Origin of the sequence: Desulforadius tongensis, from assembly GCF_016907915.1 — a bacterium.
Classification (GTDB): domain Bacteria; phylum Bacillota; class Desulfotomaculia; order Desulfotomaculales; family Desulfohalotomaculaceae; genus Desulforadius; species Desulforadius tongensis.
On sequence record NZ_JAFBCW010000051.1, the window covers coordinates 1 to 5,853 of the forward strand.

Annotated in this window: 5 protein-coding genes; 3 read left to right on the forward strand and 2 right to left on the reverse strand. The window is 47.2% G+C overall.

All coding sequences use genetic code 11. From position 1 onward, the window contains the following. Window positions 1-182: 182 nt before the first annotated feature. Both ku and JOC37_RS12965 read right to left on the reverse strand, forming a co-directional pair. Entirely contained in the window at window positions 183-989 is an 807-nt protein-coding gene (gene ku, locus JOC37_RS12960; RefSeq protein ID WP_204619566.1) for a non-homologous end joining protein Ku, read from the reverse strand. Between the two features lie 65 nt (window positions 990-1,054). Continuing rightward, window positions 1,055-1,279, reverse strand: a complete 225-nt coding sequence (locus JOC37_RS12965) for a small acid-soluble spore protein (RefSeq protein ID WP_204619559.1) — start codon at window positions 1,277-1,279, stop codon at window positions 1,055-1,057. Between the two features lie 132 nt (window positions 1,280-1,411). Between JOC37_RS12965 and JOC37_RS12970 the strand changes: the two genes are divergently transcribed. From JOC37_RS12970 to JOC37_RS12980, 3 genes are all read left to right on the forward strand, one after another. Then, on the forward strand, window positions 1,412-3,169 hold the full coding sequence (locus tag JOC37_RS12970) for a sensor histidine kinase (protein ID WP_204619560.1): 1,758 nt from the start codon (window positions 1,412-1,414) through the stop codon (window positions 3,167-3,169). Then, window positions 3,169-3,882, forward strand: a complete 714-nt coding sequence (locus JOC37_RS12975; protein ID WP_204619562.1) for a LytR/AlgR family response regulator transcription factor — start codon at window positions 3,169-3,171, stop codon at window positions 3,880-3,882. Before JOC37_RS12970 ends, JOC37_RS12975 begins: the two co-directional genes overlap by 1 nt. 145 nt (window positions 3,883-4,027) lie before the next feature. Beyond that, entirely contained in the window at window positions 4,028-5,467 is a 1,440-nt protein-coding gene (locus JOC37_RS12980) for a carbon starvation CstA family protein (RefSeq protein WP_204619564.1), read from the forward strand. The last annotated feature ends 386 nt before the right edge of the window (window positions 5,468-5,853 follow it).

The window sequence follows — 5,853 nt, forward strand, 5'->3', positions numbered from 1 at the left end:
GGAAAAACACGGCCCGCCTTTCATCCCCGCCCTTTGCTCTCGCTTCGCGAGCAAGGAAAGCTCAGGACGGGGACTTCCCGGCGGGAAAGTTAAAAATTATGCCTATCAAAATGATACAGTTAATTTATTAATCGGTCAAATAAAGACAGCATTTAGATTTATTTTTTTTAATTTTCACGGTGTTATGATGTTTTTTTACGTTTTCTCTTTTCTTTTCGCTCTTCTTTGGCCAGGTCGATGCTGGCCTTAAGGGCGGCCATTAAATCCACAACCTTTTCGGTTTCCGGTTGTTCCGGCACCGCCACCGTTTCACCGGCCACTTTGGATTGAATTACCTCCATTAAAGCCTGGCGATACTCATTTGTATACTTTTCCGGGTTAAATTCCCCGGAAAGGTTGTTAATCAGGTTGACGGCCATTTTTAATTCGTTGTCGTGCAGCTTTACAGTATAATTCAATTCGGGAATATTACCGGTTTTCCGTACCTCGTCGGGATAAAACATTGTACTCATTATTAATGCTTCCCCGGCCATTCTCAATACCGCCAGCGATTGTTTTTTGCGGATCATAACTTTGGCCACCGCCACTTTGCCCGCTGCCTCCATGGCCTTTTTTAGCAGGTGATAGACCTTTTGGCCGCCTTCACCGGGAACGAGATAATAAGCCTTGTTATAATACACCGGGTCAATCTCCTGCAGGTCTACAAAATCTATGATATCAATGCTTTTAGCGTGGGCACTGGGCAGGTTTTCAAAATCCTCGTCTTTCAGCACTACATATTTTCCCTTTTCATATTCATAACCCCTTACTATTTCTTCCACCGGCACTTCCACATCGCAGTGGGGGCAGTACCGGCGGTACTGTACCGGTGTTTTGCATTTATCGTGCAGGTAATTAAAGCGAATATCCTTATTTTCGGTGGCAGCGTACATTTTTACCGGCACGTGCACCAGCCCAAAACTTACGGCACCTTTCCACAGCGGTCGCATCATAATCACCTCTTATATTACTTTCCGCCCCATCTGCACCGTCACTCCAATTTACTGCCTGCAGGTTATTTAATTTCCTCCGCAAGATTTTTTTCCGCCCTGCGGGCACCTTCCAACCCGATAGCTTCTTCCGCCGCCTCCACTTTGCATTTTGTTTTTTCCCGCCGGGACATTGCGGCCTTTAACCGCCGGTGTTCTTCGCCCAAACCCAATTCTTTGGCCGTTTCATATTGCAGCTGGTCCAGCATCCTTTCAGTGCGCAGTTTGTCAAAATCTTTTTTGTGACCCACATTTATCACCTCGAAGTTAGCATTAACAATAAATGTAACATTTATGCCGCAGTTTCTTTATATCCCTCCCGTTTTTTTGATAAAATAACTTCAGTAATAAAAGGGTTATTTAAAATAGGAAGGATGTCATCATTGTCCTGGTTTTTACTTGTTTCAATGGCCGAGCGGATGAGCATTATTGTAGCCATTGCCTTTTTATTTACTCGCTTGACCAGATTCCGCAACCTGCTGGATCATACCCCCAACACCCGGGAAAAAATTCTGCTGGCGGTGATCTTCGGTCTCTTCGGCATCGTAGGTACATATACCGGCATTACCATTAGCCCGGGTGAAGTGCAGCACCAGTTCCCCGGCTACCTTTCTTATGAAGATGCCATTGCCAACTCCAGGGCCATTGGTGTAATGGTGGCGGGACTTTTAGGCGGCCCATTAAGCGGCCTGGGCGCGGGGTTAATTGCCGGCATTCACAGGGTATATTTAGGCGGTTTTACCGCCTACGCCTGCGGAACATCTACAATTTTTGAAGGAATTTTAGCCGGTCTCGTTTACCGCAAACTGCAGCCCTCCGGCGGGGTTTCAGTGAAGGCGGCGCTGGCTGCAGGCATAGCGGGCGAAATAGGCCAAATGGCCATTATCTTAATAATGGCCAAGCCCTTTGTTAAGGCGCTGGCCCTGGTGCAGATCATTGCCCTGCCGATGACGCTGGCTAACAGCTTGGGCATTGCCCTGTTTATTGCCATTGTGCACATGGTGGTGGAAAACGACAGGCGTATCGGTTCCATCCAGGCCCAAAAAGCCCTTGCCATTGCCGATAAAACCATTTCCTATTTGCGAACCGGTTTAAACCGCAATTCCGCCCTGGCCACCGCCCACATCATTCATGAAGAAACCGACATTGCTGCCGTTGCCATTACCGATAAAAAAGTTATTTTGGCCCATGTTGGCAGGGGGGCAGATCACCACCTGGCCGGCTCGCCTTTTTTAACCAAAGTTACCAAACAGGTGCTGGATACCGGTGAGCTAAAAGTTGCCACCAACCCGTCGGAAATACTGTGTAAGTATAAAAACTGCCCCCTGCAGTCAGCCATAGTGGTGCCGTTAAACAACGGGGAAGAGGTTGTGGGAACATTAAAACTGTATTTCTCCAAGCGCCGGGCTCCGGATAAATTTATGATTGAACTGGCCAGGGGACTGGCCCAACTTTTCTCCACCCAGCTGGAGCTGGGAGCGGTGGAAAAACAGGCCCGGCTGCTGCAGGATGCGGAGATTAAAGCCCTGCAGGCTCAAATTAACCCCCATTTTTTATTTAACGCCTTAAATACAGTGGTTTCACTAATTCGTACCAAACCCGATGAAGCCCGCCAGGTGCTGATACAGCTGGGCAATTATATCCGGCAAAATCTAAAATCTTCTTTGAACAAGTGGACAACTTTAGAAATAGAAATAAACCATGTTCAGGCCTACCTGGCGGTGGTGCAGGCCCGTTTTTCCAACCGCCTGCAGATAACAATTGATGTTCCCAAGCACCTGTATGCCGTTAAACTGCCGCCGTTAACACTGCAGCCGCTGGTGGAAAACGCGGTACAGCACGGCTTTAAAAAAATAACTGCAGAATCATCCATCCACATAAAGGCGGAGGACGGGGGTGATTATGTTCAAATAACAGTAAAGGACAACGGGGTGGGTATTGATCCGGCAGTTTTGCAAAATTTATTAAATACCGAACAGCAGCAGGGCAAAGACAAAATAGGATTAATAAATGTAAACGGCCGCCTGACAGGTATTTACGGGCCTGAATCCGGCCTTAATATCAGCAGTAAACTAAACGAGGGTACCACAGTGAGCTTCAAACTGCCCAAAGTAAAGCCCAACAACAGGAGTGAGGGTTAATGAGAGTAATAGTGGTTGATGATGAAGCCCCGGCCCGGGACGAATTAATTTATCTTTTAAAGCAGCATCCAGAGGTGGAAGTGGTAGCTGAAGCCGATGATGCAGAAAGCGCGCTGTCGGCCTGCCGCCGGGAACGGCCGGATGTGGTTTTCCTGGATATCCACATGCCCGGCGAAGACGGTATGGTTGCAGCCCGGCAGATTTCCCTTTTAACTGAACCACCGGTACTGGTTTTTGCCACCGCCTACGACCAGCACGCCGTAAAGGCCTTTGAAGTTAATGCCACCGATTACATACTAAAACCCTTTTCTAAAGAACGGGTGGCAGAAACGGTAAAAAAATTACAGCAGTTATTAAAAAACAAAAAATCCGTCAATATTATGCAGCGCAAAATAGCTGTTACCGAAGACGACCGCATTCAACTGCTGGATCCGGAGGATATAGTGTATATTGCCCGGGATGGAAGGGATGTAATAGTTAAAACGGAAAACAACAGTTATACTGTTAATTACACATTACAGCACCTGGAAAACAGAATATCCCGGGAAACTTTTTTAAAACCCCACCGCAGTTTTTTAGTCAATGTAAACAAAATTGAAAAAATTGAACCCTGGTTTAAGGGATACCAGCTGGTGATGAAAGACAAGGCCCAGTCCAGGGTGCCGATAAGCCGGGGGGGCATGAAAGAAATTCGCCGTTTATTAGATATATGATCGGTGCATTTGATGCGTCGATTTAAACCGTTAGTCCCTCTATTTTGACAGAATGTACATAAAATAAACACATGGTGTTTCTTCTATATTAAAATTCAGTTAAATAATTAATTAAATTTATATATTTATGTAAAGGAGGGACACCATGTTTACATTTATTGCTGCAATCATACTTTTATTTGTAGGTTATTTAACTTACGGGAAATTTGTAGAAAATGTATTCGGTGTTGATGAAAACAGAATAACACCGGCCTACGAAAAAGAAGACGGTGTAGACTACGTGCCCATGGAATGGAAAAAGGCCAGCTTAGTCCAGTTATTGAATATTGCCGGCCTGGGCCCGATTTTCGGACCCATCCTGGGTGCCCTGTGGGGTCCGGTGGCGTTTCTGTGGATTGTAGTTGGTTCTATCTTCGCCGGTGCGGTTCACGATTACTTCTCCGGCATGCTTTCCGTTAGAAACGGCGGTGCCAGTTTGCCCGGTATCGTAGGTAAATACCTGGGCAGCGGGATGAAGCTCTTTACCAACGGTTTTGCGCTGGTACTGCTGGTACTGGTGGGTACAGTATTTATGACCGGTCCGGCTAAACTGCTGGCCAACATGACAACCGGCTGGATGACTTTGTCCGTTTGGGTAGGAATTATCCTGGTTTACTACGTTATTGCTACCCTGCTGCCGGTTGATAAAATTATCGGCCGCTTCTACCCGGCCTTTGGAGCGCTGCTGCTAATTATGGCCGTTGGTGTGGGTGCTGCCCTGTTAATTCAAGGTTACCAAATTCCCGAACTGACACTGGCCAACATGCACCCCAAAGGGCTGCCCATTTGGCCGCTGCTGTTCATTACCATTGCCTGCGGTGCAATTTCCGGGTTCCACGCCACCCAATCACCTATTATTGCCCGCTGTACTCAAAACGAGAAGTACGGTCGTAAAATTTTCTACGGCATGATGATTGGTGAAGGTGTCATCGCTATGATCTGGGCTGCCGCCGGTATGACATTCTACGGCGACTACGCCACCCTGGCTGCAGTGCTGAATGACGCAGGCCCGGCCGGTGTAGTTAAAGAAGTGGCCACCACACTGCTGGGTGCTGTAGGCGGTACACTGGCGGTGCTGGGTGTAATCATCCTGCCCATCACTTCCGGTGACACGGCATTCCGCAGCGCCCGGATGCTGATAGCAGATTTCTTTAATATTTCGCAGAAGGCCTTTGATAAACGCCTGATGATTGCTGTACCACTGTTTGCTGTTGGTTTTGCCCTAACTAAAATTAACTTTAACTTCCTGTGGCGTTACTTTGCCTGGGCAAACCAAACAACTGCCATGATTATGCTGTGGGCAGCAGCAGTTTACCTGCTGCAAAACAAAAAGCTGCACTGGGTGGCATCCATCCCCGCCGCTTTCATGACAGTTGTAACATTCACCTATATCTTAATGGCACCGGAGGGCTTCCAGCTGGATACCAGCATTGCCTATCCCCTGGGCGTTGCCCTGGCTCTGATTCCCATCGGGTTCTTTGTTAGAAAGGTATTCCAGGTTAACAGGCAGGCAGTGGCCCCGGCAAACAAACCTTTGAGCAAATAATGGAACCATCCTCTTGGTCGAACAGGAGGGGAGTTAAGTCACTTCCCTCCTTTCATGTTGTGAAACAAAGCTCATCATAGTGCTTGACTAAACTTTTAAGCCCTTGTTCTCGCCAAAAGGCGAGTCCAAGGGCTTTATTTAACTGCGGGGTATTGATAAGCGCCATTTAATACAGCCCATTCTTCGGGTATTCCCAGTGCAATTAGCTTTCTTCTCTTTGTCTTAGTTTTTATGAAATATATAAGTAATAATTATAGAAAAACTAAACATCCCCATGATAGAATACATTTAAGTGAACTACCCCTCCCTTCGCTCCGCTCAGGAAGGGGCTTCCTGGACGAAACGAATTCGTAGGTTTCCTGCTTCATCGTAACCCTGACGGGTTA